Source organism: Paraburkholderia sp. GAS334, assembly GCF_050436625.1.
Taxonomy (GTDB): domain Bacteria; phylum Pseudomonadota; class Gammaproteobacteria; order Burkholderiales; family Burkholderiaceae; genus Paraburkholderia.
On sequence record NZ_JBNDMO010000016.1, the window covers coordinates 14,214 to 28,906 of the forward strand.

General features: G+C 62.7%; 17 protein-coding genes. 8 read left to right on the plus strand and 9 right to left on the minus strand.

Annotation, left to right across the window (positions count from 1 at the left end; all coding sequences use genetic code 11):
* Positions 1–33: 33 nt before the first annotated feature.
* Positions 34–423: a VOC family protein gene (locus tag P3T21_RS25205; protein ID WP_429258682.1), complete on the minus strand. Its 390-nt coding sequence runs from the start codon at positions 421–423 to the stop codon at positions 34–36.
* A gap of 288 nt (positions 424–711) precedes the next feature.
* Between P3T21_RS25205 and P3T21_RS25210 the strand changes: the two genes are divergently transcribed.
* Positions 712–1,599, plus strand: a complete 888-nt coding sequence (locus P3T21_RS25210; protein ID WP_429258683.1) for a hypothetical protein — start codon at positions 712–714, stop codon at positions 1,597–1,599.
* Positions 1,600–1,613: 14 nt separating this feature from the next.
* Here the strand turns inward: P3T21_RS25210 and P3T21_RS25215 are convergent, their stop codons facing one another.
* Together P3T21_RS25215 and P3T21_RS25220 are read right to left on the minus strand one after the other, a co-directional pair.
* On the minus strand, positions 1,614–4,013 hold the full coding sequence (locus P3T21_RS25215) for an alkaline phosphatase family protein (RefSeq protein WP_429258684.1): 2,400 nt from the start codon (positions 4,011–4,013) through the stop codon (positions 1,614–1,616).
* 256 nt (positions 4,014–4,269) lie between these two features.
* Entirely contained in the window at positions 4,270–4,800 is a 531-nt protein-coding gene (locus P3T21_RS25220) for an RBBP9/YdeN family alpha/beta hydrolase (RefSeq protein WP_429258685.1), read from the minus strand.
* Between the two features lie 134 nt (positions 4,801–4,934).
* Here P3T21_RS25220 and P3T21_RS25225 point away from each other — a divergent pair, with 134 nt between their 5' ends.
* The 3 genes from P3T21_RS25225 (at position 4,935) to P3T21_RS25235 (ending at position 7,466) form a co-directional block, all read left to right on the plus strand.
* Complete coding sequence (locus P3T21_RS25225) at positions 4,935–5,381, plus strand: Lrp/AsnC family transcriptional regulator (RefSeq protein WP_429258686.1); 447 nt, start codon at positions 4,935–4,937, stop codon at positions 5,379–5,381.
* Positions 5,382–5,810: 429 nt separating this feature from the next.
* Entirely contained in the window at positions 5,811–6,236 is a 426-nt protein-coding gene (locus tag P3T21_RS25230) for a CopG family transcriptional regulator (RefSeq protein WP_429258687.1), read from the plus strand.
* A 48-nt stretch (positions 6,237–6,284) separates the two neighbouring features.
* On the plus strand, positions 6,285–7,466 hold the full coding sequence (locus tag P3T21_RS25235; RefSeq protein ID WP_429258688.1) for an extracellular catalytic domain type 1 short-chain-length polyhydroxyalkanoate depolymerase: 1,182 nt from the start codon (positions 6,285–6,287) through the stop codon (positions 7,464–7,466).
* A gap of 137 nt (positions 7,467–7,603) precedes the next feature.
* Here P3T21_RS25235 and P3T21_RS25240 read toward each other — a convergent pair whose 3' ends face one another.
* Both P3T21_RS25240 and tehA read right to left on the minus strand, forming a co-directional pair.
* Positions 7,604–8,290: a hypothetical protein gene (locus P3T21_RS25240; protein WP_429258689.1), complete on the minus strand. Its 687-nt coding sequence runs from the start codon at positions 8,288–8,290 to the stop codon at positions 7,604–7,606.
* A gap of 56 nt (positions 8,291–8,346) precedes the next feature.
* Complete coding sequence (tehA, locus tag P3T21_RS25245; RefSeq protein WP_429258690.1) at positions 8,347–9,378, minus strand: dicarboxylate transporter/tellurite-resistance protein TehA; 1,032 nt, start codon at positions 9,376–9,378, stop codon at positions 8,347–8,349.
* Positions 9,379–9,581: 203 nt separating this feature from the next.
* Between tehA and P3T21_RS25250 the strand changes: the two genes are divergently transcribed.
* The 3 genes from P3T21_RS25250 (at position 9,582) to P3T21_RS25260 (ending at position 10,432) form a co-directional block, all read left to right on the plus strand.
* On the plus strand, positions 9,582–9,839 hold the full coding sequence (locus P3T21_RS25250; protein WP_429258691.1) for a hypothetical protein: 258 nt from the start codon (positions 9,582–9,584) through the stop codon (positions 9,837–9,839).
* A gap of 86 nt (positions 9,840–9,925) precedes the next feature.
* Positions 9,926–10,144, plus strand: a complete 219-nt coding sequence (locus tag P3T21_RS25255; RefSeq protein ID WP_429258692.1) for a hypothetical protein — start codon at positions 9,926–9,928, stop codon at positions 10,142–10,144.
* A gap of 42 nt (positions 10,145–10,186) precedes the next feature.
* Positions 10,187–10,432: a hypothetical protein gene (locus P3T21_RS25260; protein WP_429258693.1), complete on the plus strand. Its 246-nt coding sequence runs from the start codon at positions 10,187–10,189 to the stop codon at positions 10,430–10,432.
* 132 nt (positions 10,433–10,564) lie between these two features.
* Here the strand turns inward: P3T21_RS25260 and P3T21_RS25265 are convergent, their stop codons facing one another.
* The 4 genes from P3T21_RS25265 to P3T21_RS25280 form a co-directional block, all read right to left on the minus strand.
* Positions 10,565–10,771: a hypothetical protein gene (locus tag P3T21_RS25265; RefSeq protein WP_429258694.1), complete on the minus strand. Its 207-nt coding sequence runs from the start codon at positions 10,769–10,771 to the stop codon at positions 10,565–10,567.
* 278 nt (positions 10,772–11,049) lie between these two features.
* On the minus strand, positions 11,050–11,280 hold the full coding sequence (locus P3T21_RS25270; protein WP_429258695.1) for a hypothetical protein: 231 nt from the start codon (positions 11,278–11,280) through the stop codon (positions 11,050–11,052).
* A 196-nt stretch (positions 11,281–11,476) separates the two neighbouring features.
* Positions 11,477–11,761: a hypothetical protein gene (locus P3T21_RS25275; RefSeq protein ID WP_429258696.1), complete on the minus strand. Its 285-nt coding sequence runs from the start codon at positions 11,759–11,761 to the stop codon at positions 11,477–11,479.
* A gap of 88 nt (positions 11,762–11,849) precedes the next feature.
* Positions 11,850–12,125: a hypothetical protein gene (locus P3T21_RS25280; RefSeq protein WP_429258697.1), complete on the minus strand. Its 276-nt coding sequence runs from the start codon at positions 12,123–12,125 to the stop codon at positions 11,850–11,852.
* Positions 12,126–12,537: 412 nt separating this feature from the next.
* Here P3T21_RS25280 and P3T21_RS25285 point away from each other — a divergent pair, with 412 nt between their 5' ends.
* Positions 12,538–14,655 (plus strand): protein kinase domain-containing protein, encoded by a 2,118-nt coding sequence (locus tag P3T21_RS25285; RefSeq protein ID WP_429258698.1) that lies wholly within the window; start codon positions 12,538–12,540, stop codon positions 14,653–14,655.
* Positions 14,656–14,693 lie beyond the last annotated feature (38 nt).

A 14,693-nucleotide genomic window follows, 5' to 3' on the forward strand; every position in this document is an offset into this window, starting at 1 on the left:
TCGTCGGACGAATGTCCGCATATCCGGCGGTGTTTAACCCCATGCAGCGTTCTGCAACACGATGCGATAGCCGTCGGGATCTTCGAACGTCATGCCGTGGTGGTCCCAGTAGGGATTTTCGGATCTGACCGGCGTAACGCCGAGCGCGTGCAGGCCTGCGACGGCCGCGTTCCACTCATCCCGGTCCGGCAGGTAGAGCACGAGTAGATGCTCCTTTGTCGGGGCATCGTCCACCGTCACGTCGTGCTGATGCGTGAACTCGATGTGCCACTGACAACCCGTCCGGCCGACGATGACGCCGTCGAAGCCATCGTGATCCTCGAAGTGCGCCAGCACGTCGAAACCCAGCCCGGCGGTATAAAAGTCGGCCACGCGTTCGATGTCGTTGGTGGGGCGGGCTACCCGCAGGATGGGTTGCGACATTTCATGGTCCCCTGGTGGATACAGGTATGCGGGTTTGTAAACGCAGCATATCGTGCGAAGCGTATTTCTGCGGATAACCCCGGTATACTCGCGGGCATTCGTCTGACCTCGGGGTGCGCCACGCGAGCGCTTTAAGCGGCTTGAGTCGCGACTTTGGCGGATGTCGACTAGACATCCACGCATCCATTTTCGGCGTACTCTCGTAGATGAAGTAAGCACTCGAGCAGTGCAAGGCCGCTCTGCGCCTGTAGCCCGGGTGCGTACTTTCACGCTTGAAGGAAGGACGCCATGATTAGCAGCCAGAAGAGCATGTTTCTTGCAGGTCTGGTTCTCAGCGCGCTTGCGATTACCGTCTCTGTGCTGCGTTCGGGCAAGGCCGAGCTTTCGGCGAGCCAATCCAGCTTCGAGCACTATGGCGCTTCGACTTCAGGAGCGGTCGACGAAGCGCCGGCGCCTTCTGTCAGATCAGGTCCGGTTTCCGCAGACAATAGCGCGGACACCGACGTTGCTCAGGTGCTTCAGGCGGTGCGGGACAATCTGCAACGCAACGATCCCGTTTCCGCAAAGCAGCTGCTTGACGCGGTGCATGCGCTTCACAAAGACAACAAACAGGTATTGGCGCTTCAGCGGTCACTGGAGACGCGCGAAAGCAAGGCGAAACACGCGGCGCCTGTTGCACAGACGGACTGGCCCGAGAGGAAACTGGAGTCGAACCGGTCTGCATCCCGGTCGATCGTGACGGCCAGTCATTCACGTGAGAGCGCGGCTCCAGTGCGCGAACACGCGACCAGCGTTGAGCGTAGCGCGCCGGCTACAGGTGCGAGCCAGGTGAAGATGGGGCTTACCGACGCTGCGCACGTCGACGCCGCGATTCCAGCGTCGGGAGGTGGCGAGCGGGTTGCGATCGCGTTACCCGCAGCGTCAACCGTAGCCGACGCGCCCGCAGCGTCCCCAGTTGTCGAAAGGGCCCAGCCGGAGGTCGAAACCGCACAGGTCGCGCAGCCAGATCCGGTCGCGGCCGATACAGATCGAGGGCCGAAGACCCGCGCGCAGGTACGTGCGGAGCTGGACCGTGCGCGCACGAATGGCGGTCTTCCGCGCTTTGGCAATCCCGACCCGAAGGGGCCAGGGGGCGCGCCGAGCACCACCGTCCTGACGACGATGCCCAGCCGGTAGCGCTCAGGCGAAAGTCACGACTGGTTGCGTCTCGCCGGTTGCGCAGGAGGCGCTTTGGGGGCGACGGCGGGCGCGGGCGTGACGGGTGGAACAGGCGTAACACCCGACCCATCGGGTGATGCACCGGTCGGCGCCGCACTCGCATCGGGTGGAACGGTGATCTCCTTTGGCGACGCCGGCAGCCTGCTCGTGCTTTGGGCCGAGAACATCCATCGCTCCACATTCAACGCGCGTTTGTCGATAGGCGGTGGCGCCGCACCGTCAGCCGCTCTGGCGGCGAGCACGGCTGCCGCCGGTTGGGGTCCCGCTGTTTTTCTTTGCTGCTCCTGCTGGACAAGTTCGGCGTATGAAACGAGCGCGGTCTGCGCGTCGTGGAAGCTCGACGGGACATCGGCAACGGCCGCGGCCATCTGTACGACGCCTGTAGCGGCAATCGTGGCGGGTGTATCCGTGCGCGGCCTGTCGAGCGATATCGTCGATGCGAAATTGCCAATCGGGTTCAGGCCGGGTCCGGACATCGTCCTGCGGCACAGATGTGGCAACTGCCATTTATCGCATGCGTAGCGCAGCACGCTGGTGTGGTCGTAGACGGTGTGATCGACGCCCACGCCTACCCACGGCGACACGAGAATCGCAGGAACGCGCACGCCCAGGTGGTCGAATGCATAGTTGGCGGTGTTGTCATCGGGCGGGGTCGCGGTGGGCGGCTGGACGTGATCGTAGAAGCCGCCGTGTTCGTCGTAGGTGACGATGAGCAGCGTCGATTCCCACAACGGCTGGTTTGCACGGATCGCGTTGTACACATCGGCAATCAGCTGCTCGCCGGCCGCGATACCCGCCGGTGAATGCTGATCGTTTTCGACACCGTCCACGCCCTTGAAATAGCACGGCTCGATAAACGCATATGACGGGAAAGCGTCGGCCTGACCTTTGCAGTCCGTGAAGAAAGCGGCCATGCCCTGATAGTGGCTCGTGAAGAGACGCGCCTTCAGGGTGTTCAGCACGATCGATTGCGGAACGCCGCCGTGGTAGATCTTCCACGAAATGTTTTTGGTGTCGAGCTGGTCATAAAGCGTGGGCTGACCATAGCGGCCAAAAAACATCCTCACCGTATCGAATGCACCGTCGGGCATCAGCACGTCGCCGAGCGTCGTTCCACTGTGCACGAAGAGACGGTTCGGCCACGTCGGTCCGGGCATCGACGAAAACCAGCGGTCGCACACCACGAAGTTCTTCGCGAGCGTGTGCAGCGCGGACAGTTCGCCATCCTTGAAGTACGCCATGATCTGGTCGCCATCTGGTACCGGTGCATCGGGACTCATCCGTCGATACTCATCGACGAAATGCGCCATGCCGTCCTTGACCTGCGCCTGCACATTGTCAAACTCATGCGGCACCTTGAAGTCATTGCGGACGAACTGCGCGGCGATGGGTTTCTGCGTGAACGTGACGTTGTTTTTTGCGTCGAGGTTCGTGCCGGGGCTGGACGGGTCGACGCCATCGATCGCGTGATTGAACGACTCCCGCAGCGCGCCGAGCATATGATCGAACGAACGGTTCTCGAGCATCAGGACGACAACATGTTTGATCGGGTCGGCTGGCGAGCCGGCTGTCGACGCGTTCATCGTCGGTACTTCGGCTGCGTGGACGCCGGTCGCCTTACCGTTGCCGGAGGTGGCGCCTGTCGTGGCGGTGGAGATCGTGTCGCGCAGGACCATCCGTCCACTGCGAGTTTGCGTTTTCAACTGAAAGCGTCTGGCCGCTTTCGGGTCGTGCGCAAAGAATTGCTGGTTCCGGCCGAGGACCGGATCGAAGAATCCGATATATCCGCCCGGGTTGACGCTGAACGAAACGAGGCCAGTGCCGCAGAAGTCGTTGCGCGCGCCTGCTTCTTCGCCGGCAGTGAAGTAATGCGGCAACACGAAGTTGGAGACCGACACCCCATCGATCTCATAGCATTGCGACTGCACGGCGTCGCACATTTCGAAGAAGTGGTAGACGGTGCGATCGGGCGCATCAGGATTGGGGCCTTGCACCAGCAGATTGCATTGCGGATCACCAATCAGTTCCAGCGCTTCGTGCGATAGCGTGGTCGACCATTCATCGCCCAGTGACTTGCAGAGATCGAGAAACACAAAGCCATACGGGATGCCGGACAGATTGCGAGCGTGGTAGCCGAGCGCATCGTTGGAGTCGGCCGAGTCGAGCACGTAAAGAATCGCATCGCCCCGCAGCTCGCTCAGTTGCTGAAGGTCGGCGCTCGCGCCCGTCGGTCCCTCGACGCGTAGCCGGCCGCCGAACGCCCAATACGGCTCGAAGTCTTCGGCGACCTGGCGGTTGATCGCGCGAACAACGCGATGCATTTCCCGTTCTGCGATGCTGCTCGTGCGATTGACGACAGAGATCTGGAACATGGGGCGCTCCGATGTTGTGCCTTGAGTCTGTGCCTCGAGTCGCGACGTTGACGGTAATGGCACGCCGCGCGGGTGTATGACCGTTCGATGTGTTCGGCCTCTTCTGAAGACGAATCACAAGGTCGAAGATTAAGCGCCACGGGAAGCGTTGATCAAGTTCTGTCGTTCAATACGTCAGATATCGCACGGAGTCCGGCTTGCGGTATGCGGCATGAATTAAGAAGGTCAGGATTAAAAAGGCGGCGCGTGGATAGCGTCATCCCAGCTTCTGCATGAGCTGAAATCCCTCGGGCCAGGCGCCCAGGTCGCTGTTCGCGTTGAGATGTCCGCGGGCTCCAACGTCAACCAGGTCGCTGCCCCACGCGCTTGCGCAGGCACGCGCGTGGTCCACGCTGCCATAGGGGTCGTCGGTGCTCGTCACGACGATCGTGGGGAACGGTAGCCGCTGTAACGGCAGGGGTGCGAACCCGGTCGCTGCTTCCCGGGGAAACGCCGGAGCTGCCGGATCGGGGACGGCGACGAGCAGCGCGCCACGAATCCGGCCCGCATGGCGGGCAGCCCAATGCACGACGGCGAGACACCCAAGACTGTGCGCGACGATGAGCGTGTCCTTTCCGTGGGGCGCTACCTGTTGTTCTATCGCCGATATCCACTCGTCACAAACGACGCGATCCCAATCGTCGACCGTGAGACGCTCCCACGCTGGATGAGACGCCTGCCACACGCTCTGCCAATGCGTGGGCCCCGAGTTGCCGATACCGGGTACGACGAGGACGGGGTAATCCATAAGCGAAATCTCCAGGAGTCAGCGGATAAGTGGTGTTCATCAGTGTAAAAGTCCGCGAACTCGGGCAACATCGTTAAACAAATGAATTGACGGTCGGCCACTGACGAATCGACGGAAACTTGAGGCTCTTTCAAATGAAACCTAAGCAGATCGTGCTGGATCGCCTGGACTGGCGAATTGTGGAGGCGCTTCAGTGCAATGCCCGCGTCACCAACACGGAGCTCGGCAAGCAGATCGGGCTTTCACAACCGGCTGTCACCACGCGTATCAGAAGACTCGAAGAGCAGGGCGTTATCGAGGGCTACGCGGCGCGGATCAATCCAGGGCTCATCGGGCGAGGTATTGCGGCGTTCGTCCGGATACGGACCAGCCATGCTGAAATCAAACACTGCCTGAGCGCGTTCGAAGCGATGCCCGAAGTGATCGAGGCCCATCGGATTACGGGCGAAGACTGCTTCATCGTTCGGATTGTGGTCGAAGAGATGACGCAGCTTGAAGCGGCGATCGATGCGCTAGCCCGATTCGGGCCTGTGACGACTTCGGTTGTTCTAGCGAGTTATCCGCCTAAGGCGATTTGCTGAGTGGGGTCTGGAGGGGTTGCTTCGGGCGGGGCGTTCAGGGATTGATCGAGGGCTGGAAGGTCGTCAATCCGTCGCGGCTTCAGATTCCGCCCACAGATCGTCTATCGAAAGCTTTGAAAACGCGCAGGTTTCGTTCTGCGCGGCGTGCGAGCCTGCGCGGAATCTCACCTTCGGGTCGAACCACGTTCGTCGAAGCGCGCTTGCTCGATATAGAGGAGTGAGTGAGTGAGTGAGGCATTCGCAACAATCTTGAACGCGACGTTAGCCGTATGCCTGGCGTCCAGCCCCAGGCTGAGATCCGTAAGACGCATTGTTCCGATCTGAAGGAACCGTCCGTGCCCGGCACCGGACGCTCGCGGATTTTAAAAGTTGCGCTACACTTGAAACCATCCTATAACCATCCATATGGATGGTAACAAGAGGTAATCGATGAAAAAGCTAGCAGCAACTGATCTGTCGCGACCCAAGGGCGGCGACACCGAAAAGATCACGATCAACCTCGGCCCGGTCGATCTTGGGCAGATCGATCTGCTGGTCGAAGAAGGCTTTTATTCGAACCGTACCGACCTGATTCGCACCGCGATCCGTAACCAGCTTGCGCTGCATGCGCAGGTCGTCCACGAAACGGTGACGCGCCGCGCGCTCGTGCTCGGGTTGCAGCACTTCTCGAAGCTGGATCTCGAAGCCGTGCGCGCGGCGCGCGAACGTCTGAACATTCAGGTGCTCGGACTGGCCAGTATCGCCGCGGATGTCCCGGCGGAACTGGCTGCGGCGACGATCGAAAGCGTCGTCGTGCTGGGTGCCTTTCACGCTTCTCCCGCCGTCAAGGCGGCGCTGGCCGGAAAGATCCGCTAGCGTCCCCGACGGCCCACCGACAGTCTGCCGATCAACCGGATCACGACAATGAAACTGAAGGAAGGTTTTCTGCACGCGATGCATGATGCGATGACGTTGCTGCGCAGCCACGGCGTTGCTGAAGCGACGGAGGCGATCCAGCGCGCGTTGCGGGGTGAAACAGCAGAAGCGGCCCATACAGCCGATGCGACGGTTCGCCCGAACAGCGAAGCGCGGCACACGATATTTCCGTTCGCCGATGTTTTCGGCGCCGGTAGTGCTGCTGGCGCCGCGGATGCGAAGGCAAGGACAGACACGAAGGACGAATCCGCGACGCGGGAATCACGGCACGCCCGTGAAACGCGCACTGAAGCGGAAGACCGCGGACACTTCAGCACCTATATGTATGCGAATGCTGCCGGCCGCCGTCGTTACCGGCTGTATGTGCCTTCCGGCGCAGCGGGCGATCCGCTTCCGCTGATCGTGATGCTCCACGGTTGCACGCAGGACGCGGACGATTTCGCCGCAGGCACGCAGATGAATGCGCTGGCCGAACGCCAGCGATGCCTCGTCGCGTATCCGGTGCAGCCGCGGCAGGCCAATCCGTCGAAATGCTGGAACTGGTTCAGGCCGGACGACCAGCATCGCGAGCGCGGCGAGCCGTCGTTGATCGCGGGCATCACGCGCGAAATCGTCGCCACGCACAATGTCGATCCGGCGCGCGTGTATATCGCCGGCATGTCGGCGGGCGGCGCGATGGCGGCAATCATGGTCGATGCGTATCCCGAACTCTATGCCGCCGCCGGCGTACATTCCGGGCTACCCGCCGGTGCCGCGCACGACCTGCCATCCGCGCTCGCCGCGATGAAAGGCGGCCGACGCGCCGGCGCCGGACGGCGCGCCGCAAAAGAGATGCATGCTGTACACGCGCCTGCGGCACATCGACCGCTTATCGTCTTCCACGGCGACGCGGATGCGACGGTCCACGTCGTGAACGGTCAACGGATCCTGCATGGGTTCGAGCCGCGTCCGGACGCATCAGCCCAACGCACGTCGATACCCGGACGACGCGCCTCGACGGTGACGCGGCTCGTATCGAATGACGGTATCGACGCGGAATTGTGGACGGTGCATGGCGCGCCGCACGCCTGGTCAGGAGGCAGTTCGCTCGGCAGTTACACGGACCCGGACGGGCCCGACGCCAGCGCGGAAATGCTGCGCTTTTTTCTCGATCATCCGCAACGTCATTGATCTTCGACTTCCCGCTGCCATCCACGCGCGATGATAAGCAGGCGATAGACCTATCCGCGCTTGATGAACGCGGAACGCGGCAGCGGAATACGGCGGGCGCCGGCAACGCGTCATCCGCCATGCGTGCCCGCTTGCGATCAGGATTTTCTGGCGTCCCTGTCCGCGTTGGCCCGGTTGCCAGCAGCCTCGTGGGTGGCGGGAGAGGGGTGATGGCCCGCGGCTTCGTGAACAGCATGGTTGTGACTGCCGCCCTGCGGATGCTGTGCGACCTCATGCGGGCCGTGGTCGTGTTCATGCCCATGTTCGTGCATTACATCGTGATGCCCGGCTTGATGATGCTGTTCACGCATGGCGACTGCCTCACGATGTTCTTCATGACGCACCGCTTCGCGATGATGTTCGTCGCGCGCATACCGGTCGGGTAAATGACCATTGTGATGTGCCATCACCTCACGCAGATGCGCCCTGCGGCGGAACACGTCCTGACGATGATCGCCATGCGCGTAGAACTGCCGGTGACGCATGCCGTCGGAACCGGTGATCCAGATATACGTGCTGCCGTTGATGTACAGCACGTCACGGTCGACGACAGCCGCGATATACACATCGTAGCGCGCGGGCACGTACGTCTCGCGTACGACCGGTTGCGCAACTACGACGGGCGGGCGCGGACGCGGAGGCGGCGCGACGACGACGGTCGTGGGTGCCGGTTGCGGCGCCGGCTGGACAACCACTTGCGCGCTTCGTGGGGTGGTGACGCATCCGGCCAGCGTGATGGAAAACGCGATTGCAGCAACAGCGCAGGCTAGCCTCGAATTGTTCAAACCGTGCTCCGACGTCAGATTGAAGGGATGTCGTGGATAACGGATCAAACGGGGCTTTACTTGAATTGCGTGTGACGGACGGGCAGTTGCACCACCGTCGCGTTACCGGCGCTACCGGCGTCGCCGCCGGCCGCGGGGATCGCCGGCAACAACTTCCCCTGCAGCAACAGGCTGACTGTCTTCACGATAAAGATCCCGATCACGACATTGGCGATCACGAACAGCACGGGTGCGAGCCATTCCACCGGGCCGGTGGCGCCGCGTTCGACCATCCGCATCGCCATCGTCGGCAGGGCGCCGACGCCGAAGCTGAAACCCCACCAGGACGGCGTGATCGACTGCGTGCGGATCCATGGCACGAGCCGCAGCAGCAACAACGCCTGAAAGAGACCGTAGCCGAGCAGGATCTGCGCGAAGAGGTCAGGTGTGCCGGTGGTCAGGCTCATCCACGCGATGCCGCCGACGACCGGCGGCGCGAGCTGGATGCCGAGCGTCGGCCGCAGCGCATCGGGCAACGGATCGTGAACCGCGGCGCGGTGCAGGATCAGCGATTCCAGCGCGAGCCACGACAGCATGCCCGCCCCGAAGAACAGCATGCCGGCCTGCGGCCAGCCGAAGGCCGCGAAGCCGGCGCCGGCGACGAAGCCCGGTGCAACGGTCGGCAGATAGATCGCGGGCGTCACCAGTTCAGGCGGACGTCCGCCCTGCCACAAGCGGCCTTGCAGAAAGACGCCCAGCGCCAGCTGGGCGACGACCGCGACGCCGAACAGGGCGAGCGCGACGGGACGGTCGTAGCTGATAAGTGCAATCGCTGCCAGCATGCTCGACACTGGCCCGAGCGCCGCAAACGAAGATTGCACCGGATGCCGCATTTCAGCTTGCGCTTCGGCGCGATGCAGCAGCCACTTGCGCGCATATGTCAGCAGAATGACGAGCCACGTCGCAATCGCGGCGAACGTCAGCACATCGACAACGGCTTCGGGAACCGGCCAGAGCCGGGCTGCCACGCGCCACGCGTTGACGAGCGCGAGCGATCCGACTGCAATGCCGAAAAAAGCGACTGGCATGGGACCACGCTGGATTTTCATGTTGACCTCCTGAAGTTGCATCGCGTGCCAGCTTTGCTGCACTGGCACATCGTGAGAAGCACTTTAGGGGGCGGGATGAAAACCGTGAATGCCGCCTGGGCGCAACAAGATGCTCATTCGGCTCATCTGCCGCTCTGCAAACCCTTTTCCTTTTGCGGTTTTGACCTCATGCTAGAAGTTCTGCACCGCTCCGGAGAGCCACTATGGACGAGCAGCAGGAACATCGCGGTTTCACGATCACCGTCAGCACGCGCGATGATCGCGCCGGTGGTGCGTTTGTGACGTTGCTGATCGAGCGCGCATCGACGCCGGGACATGACGCGCGCAGTGCGGCGCCACGTTCCGAGCCGGAGCATTACCGCTCGGTGCGCGCGGGGCCGGCTGCGGTAGGCGAAGCGATGGACCGCGCGCGGCGCGCCATCGACGACGCGCTCGGCGAACCCGATCCGCTTGGCGACTGAAGCATCACCGGCGGCCCGGTGGACCCATCTTCACCGCGCCCGCGCCTCGCGCTCACGAAAACACATCAAAACAACAGGACGCTGCCATGCAGTTCGACTACAAGACATTTCATATCGATTGCCGTGCCCGGCACGACGAAGATGGTCATTACGTCGCGCGGGCGAAGATCACGGTGCCGGCCGTGGGAGCAGGGCGCGTCACGACGCACGATTCCGGCGATATCGATTCCTTCGTGAACGAGTCCGACGCCATTTCCTGCGCAAAGGCGTGGGCCATCGAATGGTGTGACGAAAACTGGGACTGAGCCGGGCGCGGCGGTTCCGCGCACATGACGATGGAGACCGACATGCCGCGTGAAGCCAGAACGGAACAGGAACTGCTCGCCCTCGTGACCGCAGCGCTCGAAGCGAATCCGGATACGACCGGCTGGAGCCCGACCGCCATCCAGGAGCACGAGGAAGATTCCGAAGGCTGCAACTGGGATATCCACTATCTGCGCGGCAACAGCGAAGCTGCCGAGGTGAAGGACGTCGTGATGCCTGTCGCCGCCCGCATCATCAACACGCTGCGCAGTCGCTACAGCCTGCTTTAGCGTCGTACGCGCAACGCCTTGTGGGGAGCGCGCCTCGCGATCATCCGCAATGATCGCTTCGCCGGAAAGAGGAGTCCCTCCAGACGTCCGGCTGGAGGGACTCCTCTTTCAATTTCAGGCATGACGAACGTCCTAGAGGTAGGCTCCGCCGATGCGACCTTCGAAGATGCCGATATTGATGTCCCAGTCGTCCACGGTACCCGTGGACGTGCCGTCGACACCGACGCGCACTGCGCGGCCTCCGGTCAGAAGTTTCATCTGGTCTGCGGTGAGGGTGGCTTCGTGGCGGGTGTCTTCGACGGTGGGCGTGAGGTCCTTGATGACGACAGAGGCTTTCATGGCAGTTCTCCTGAGGGTGGATGAGCACGGCGGTGTGCTCGTCCCTCGTTCTGCAAGGGATATGCCACTGGGTCGATGCGTGCGGAAGAATCCGTATCGCGCGCTGTGAGCTGCGTCCGAACGTGCTATGGAAGGGCTGAGGGCCGGTGCTTCGATTGCGGACTCGCGCACGTGCGCCGTCCGCTGCGCGCAATGTGTCGGCGTGAGCCGGACAGGTGGCCGGATGCTGTTGGTTGCGTCGCGCGTCGTATTCCCGGCGGCGCGCACGCGGGCAGGCGCTATTTTCGCAGCACGGAAGGCGACGCTGCGACGCCGCCGGTATCGGATTCAGTCAGTGGCGCCTGCCGGGCAGCGGGAAACCCCGGCGGCCAGTCGATGACACGCGGCGCGTCGGGTGCCGGCCGGGCGATGTGATGCGCGCCGATGCGCGTGCCGCCGACGATGGCGGCCATGGCCTGCCTGTCGAGTTCGACGCTTTCGGTCAGATCGGTGACGACGAGGAGAGTCATGTCGGTCCCAGAGAATCCAGTTATTCCTGGAAAGCGAAGCGCGACAGTCGATGCAATCGACTGTCGCCCGATGGTTGCCGATGCGGATAAGGCATCGCACAACCAGTATAGGAAATTCGCCTCTACCCCGTATGCTGCGCTCTGTTTTTTAACCGGCCGTAGCAGGAGCCCCCGGGCTGCCTGCTACGGCGCGGGTTCAAACTGTGGCGTTGTTGCTGGCCCACTGCGTCGGATTCACTTCGAACCCGAGCGGGCCGAGGTTCGCACCGAGCACGCCGATATGGTTCAGCGCTTCGACGTTGACGTATTGCAGTTGCTGGATGCTCTGGTTCACATTGACGTTCACGGTGGGGCTCGCAACCGGGCCCTTGCCTTGCAGCCAGGGGTTGCTGCCGATGCCCGTGCCGCCGCGCACGGCCGACATGGCGCGACGGTCGAGGTCGCGGGTCTGGGACAGATCCTGAATCATGATGGATGACATGGTGGTTCTCCAAAGGTGTCGAGAAAAGGGAGGCAGACGCAGAGCCCGCATCGGACCGGTGGGTCCTCGCGGTGCGCCTGCCAGCGCTTTACTTCACGTTGACCGTGTTGCTGGCGTACACCGTCGGGTTCACGTTCGAGGTGACGTGGTCGAGGAACGCCGAGCCGTTGCCGGTTTCGACTTGCACATTCATCAGCGTCGCGATCGACTGATCGGCGTTGACGTGCTTGCTCGTATCGATCGTGATCGGCGAGAAATTGAAGTAGTTGCTCGTCGGGAAGACGTAGCCGCCGCGAACGGCACGCATGGCCTTGCTGTCGAGTTGTTCGGTGAGCGACAGGTCTTTGATGATCAGCGTTTTCATTTCGGGTCTCCTGAGAGAAAAAGAAGTCTTGCAGCCGGGTTCGAGCATCTTGTTTGCTCGGGGGACACTAACGCACAGGCTGTGCCAGTCCTTGACGCACGCGCTGAAAAAATCGCGCAATGCCTGCTGGGCAAGGCGCAACGCGAATTCCGCTGGATCCATGGAGCGGATGCGAAGCGCGCAGATCGGCGGACGATGGTGGACAGCGGCCAACTACGCCCGCTACGAAGTTGGTCGCTTTGCGACACACACGCTGTGCGTGCGTCGCGGGGCAATCCTGGTTTGCGAAAGATTCACGTGCGGGCTAGTATCGAAACAGCACATGTAACTGGTTACGACAGGTTTTTCTCCGGCCTCTTCGCGGTTCCGTGCCGCTCCTGCCGGCCCTACGGGAGCTCGTCGCTTCGCACATATGGCTAGCCTTGCGCATGTGATTCGCGATTTCCAGAGCGGCGGACTGACGCGCGATGAGTTCATCGCCCAGCTCGATAGCACGCTGACGACGGATGGCCTGAGTCCCGCGCGGCTGATGGAAGTCCTCAGTGAAGCGCACGCCCGGTCGCCGCTGCCCGCGGATCTTCATGTGGAAGTGCGTCGCAGGATCGAGCAGCTGCCGGTCTCGAATCTCGCCGGCGGCGAGGAAACCCGTTTGCAGACGCGCGTGGACGCGCCATCGCTTGCATCGTCGGGCATGAGCACGCCAGGGCCGCTCCCGGGCCACGACCAGATCAAGGGCACCGGCGACACGCTCAATAACCGCTTCGTGCTCGAAGAGTGTCTGGGTGTCGGCGGAATGGGCACCGTCTACAAGGCGCTCGATCTGCGCAAGCTCGAAGCGTCGGATCGCAAGCCGTATCTCGCGATCAAGGTGCTCAACGTCCAGTTCCGCGGTAATCCGAAATCGCTGATTGCGCTGCAGCGCGAGGCGCGCAAGGCGCAGGTGCTCGCGCACCGGAACATCGTGACGGTCTACGATTTCGACCGCGACGGCGCGATCGTGTATCTGACGATGGAGTATCTGTCGGGCAGGGCGCTCAGCCAGATTCTGCGAACCGAGGATTTTCACGGCATGCCCGTGCGCGCCGCGCTGCCGATTGTGCGCGGCATGTGCGGCGCGCTCGCGTACGCACATGAACGCGGCTTCGTCCACTGCGATTTCAAACCCGCCAACGTGTTTCTGACCGACACCGGCGAAGTGAAGGTGATCGACTTCGGCATCGCGCGCGTGTTCCAGCGTCCCGAAGAGGAAAGCGACGCGACGGTCTTCGATCCGGGCACGCTCGGCGCGCTCACGCCCGCCTATGCGAGTCCGGAAATGCTCGAGCATCGCGAGCCCGACCCGCGTGACGATATCTACGCGCTCGGCTGCATCACCTATGAACTGCTGACGGGCCGTCATCCGTTCGACCGTCAGTCGGCGACCCAGGCGCGCAGTTCGGGCCGCAAGCCGGAGCGGCCCGAGAATCTCGGCACGCGGCAATGGCGCGCACTGCGTTCGGCGCTCTCGTTCGACCGCACTACGCGGATGCCGACCGTCGCGCGTTTCGTCGAGGAATTCGGCGCCGAGGAGAAAGTCGCCGCGAAATCGGGCCCGCGGATGAAGGCAGGTGTCGCGGCCGGGCTGGCTGTGCTGGTCGCTGCGGGCGTGGGTGTGGCGGTGTACCGGGCGTCTTCGGGTGGACATGGCGAAGCGGTGACGACAGGTGGGGTTGCGTCGCCGGTTGCACCTCTCGCGTCGGTTGCTTCTTCAGAGCCTGTTGCGCCTGTATCCGCTGCTTCCGTGACTTCGGTTACCGAGGCCGCGTCTTCCCCTCCGCCGCCGCCCGCTGTGCCTGTCCCGGCGCCGAAGCCCACGCTATCGATGTCGGCTGTGACGCCCTTGCTCGTGCAGGTGCCGTGTTCGGCGCTCGTCGCCTCTGCAACTGATCACACGTTGCATGTGCAGGGATTCGTGCCGCAGCGTTATGGCGTCGCGCAGCTGAAAAGCACGTTAGGTGCGGTGCCGGGCGTCGATACGCTGAACCTCGATGTCCAGTCGCTCGCCGATGACAAATGCGACGAGATGAAGACGCTCGCGCCCTACTGGGTCAAGAACTGGCAGACGGGTCGCGCTACGTCGCTGCATGTGCGTCCAGCCGGAGGACAACTCACCGAAGGCGATCCACTCATCGTCGATGTGACGACACCGGGCTACGACTCATACGTCAATCTCGACTACTACCAGCTGGACGGCAACGTCGTGCACATGGTGCCGGGCCCGCGCGCGAAGGACAATCAGGCGCCGCCGCACTATGCCGCGACCATCGGTGGCGGAGGTGACTGGGTCATCTCGAAGCCGTTCGGATCTGAACTGGTTGTGCTGACGATCACGCCTGTTCCGCTCTTCGACAAACTGCGGCCGGAAAGCGAATCGCGCGCCGACTATCTGCACGCACTCGATACGCGGCTGTCGCAGATCGCAGGCAAATACGGCCGCGACCGCATCGCCGTCGACATCGCGCAGATCACGACGAAGACCCGCGCGCATTGAGCGTGGCATTGATCGCCGCTGCGCGTCCTTTCGCTGAC

Coding starts and splice junctions, on each gene's coding strand:
- P3T21_RS25205 (WP_429258682.1), bottom strand. CDS start 423: ATGTCGCAACCCATCCTGCGGGTAGCCCGCCCCACCAACGACATCGAA.
- P3T21_RS25210 (WP_429258683.1), top strand. CDS start 712: ATGATTAGCAGCCAGAAGAGCATGTTTCTTGCAGGTCTGGTTCTCAGC.
- P3T21_RS25215 (WP_429258684.1), bottom strand. CDS start 4,013: ATGTTCCAGATCTCTGTCGTCAATCGCACGAGCAGCATCGCAGAACGG.
- P3T21_RS25220 (WP_429258685.1), bottom strand. CDS start 4,800: ATGGATTACCCCGTCCTCGTCGTACCCGGTATCGGCAACTCGGGGCCC.
- P3T21_RS25225 (WP_429258686.1), top strand. CDS start 4,935: ATGAAACCTAAGCAGATCGTGCTGGATCGCCTGGACTGGCGAATTGTG.
- P3T21_RS25230 (WP_429258687.1), top strand. CDS start 5,811: ATGAAAAAGCTAGCAGCAACTGATCTGTCGCGACCCAAGGGCGGCGAC.
- P3T21_RS25235 (WP_429258688.1), top strand. CDS start 6,285: ATGAAACTGAAGGAAGGTTTTCTGCACGCGATGCATGATGCGATGACG.
- tehA (WP_429258690.1), bottom strand. CDS start 9,378: ATGAAAATCCAGCGTGGTCCCATGCCAGTCGCTTTTTTCGGCATTGCA.
- P3T21_RS25250 (WP_429258691.1), top strand. CDS start 9,582: ATGGACGAGCAGCAGGAACATCGCGGTTTCACGATCACCGTCAGCACG.
- P3T21_RS25255 (WP_429258692.1), top strand. CDS start 9,926: ATGCAGTTCGACTACAAGACATTTCATATCGATTGCCGTGCCCGGCAC.
- P3T21_RS25260 (WP_429258693.1), top strand. CDS start 10,187: ATGCCGCGTGAAGCCAGAACGGAACAGGAACTGCTCGCCCTCGTGACC.
- P3T21_RS25265 (WP_429258694.1), bottom strand. CDS start 10,771: ATGAAAGCCTCTGTCGTCATCAAGGACCTCACGCCCACCGTCGAAGAC.
- P3T21_RS25270 (WP_429258695.1), bottom strand. CDS start 11,280: ATGACTCTCCTCGTCGTCACCGATCTGACCGAAAGCGTCGAACTCGAC.
- P3T21_RS25275 (WP_429258696.1), bottom strand. CDS start 11,761: ATGTCATCCATCATGATTCAGGATCTGTCCCAGACCCGCGACCTCGAC.
- P3T21_RS25280 (WP_429258697.1), bottom strand. CDS start 12,125: ATGAAAACGCTGATCATCAAAGACCTGTCGCTCACCGAACAACTCGAC.
- P3T21_RS25285 (WP_429258698.1), top strand. CDS start 12,538: ATGGCTAGCCTTGCGCATGTGATTCGCGATTTCCAGAGCGGCGGACTG.